Here is a 925-nt window from a genome sequence, read left to right as displayed (position 1 = left end):
CATGAGACCTCCATCGTGGGTGTGAGCGTCCATGCGATGATCTTACGAGAATACAGATCCATGATGCTGGTAAGATATATGTATCCACTCTCATAGGTCCAGATATACGTGATATCAGTGCACCACACGGCATTTGGACGCGAAGGGCTGAACTGTTCGTCAAGGATGTTATGAAGCTGTCTGCTGAAGTCAGAATTACGGGTTGTGGCGATCCAGTGCTTTACCCACTGGGCACGGATTCCCATAATACGCATGTATTTACCTACGGTACGTTCTGATATGCATTCTCCTTTCTTCCTGAGCTCCTGTGTTATTTTGGGAGCTCCGTAGTTCTGGTAGGAGTCATCGTAGATCTGTCTGATCAGTTTCATGATCCTGTGCATACGCTTTTCAGTTTCAGACTGCTTATGCTTTCTGAAGGCGTTATAGCCGGAGCGTGAGACACCAAGGTATTTAAGCATTCCGGAGACGGAGACGCGGCGTCCGGACGCTTTGGACGCCTCCACCTTTGCTGACACTTCCGTGTATATGGCGGTTGTCAGTTTTGACCCAGAATGCCTATTGCTTTTTTTAGGACATCAAGCGCATCGTTGGCATCACGGAGTTCCCGCTTGAGCCGGGCTATCTCCTTCTTGTCATCAGATGCATAATTGCCAGAACCTCTGACAGGTATATCCCCGTCATTGGTTCTGAACTGCTGTCTCCAGTGAGTCAGTGTACTGGCACCTATACCAAGATTCTTTGCACACTGCCTTAATGTCAGATCTGGATGTTCTTCTAAATATTTTACGGCATTGAGTTTGAACTCCTTGTCGTGTTGAGGTTGTTTACTAGCCATTGTGAGTTCCTCCTGGGACTATCTCTATTATAGTCTTATTCCTTGGAATAACTCACTTTAACTTGTACTATTTATATTCTAGCACCA

General features: G+C 46.3%; 2 protein-coding genes. Both read right to left on the bottom strand.

Features of this window, described 5'->3' with window-relative positions; genetic code table 11:
• The coding region (locus ACTNCK_RS11745; protein ID WP_441082907.1) for an IS3 family transposase at positions 1 to 518 on the bottom strand (518 nt) is incomplete at its 3' end.
• A gap of 20 nt (positions 519 to 538) precedes the next feature.
• A complete protein-coding gene (locus tag ACTNCK_RS11740; RefSeq protein ID WP_441082906.1) occupies positions 539 to 838 on the bottom strand; it encodes a transposase in 300 nt (99 codons plus the stop codon).
• Positions 839 to 925: the final 87 nt, after the last annotated feature.

Origin of the sequence: Candidatus Weimeria sp. HCP3S3_B5 (assembly GCF_052064335.1) — a bacterium.
Lineage (GTDB): Bacteria > Bacillota > Clostridia > Lachnospirales > Lachnospiraceae > Weimeria.
Note: the sequence above shows the minus strand (reverse complement) of the source record. Positions and strands in the feature narration are given on the sequence as shown.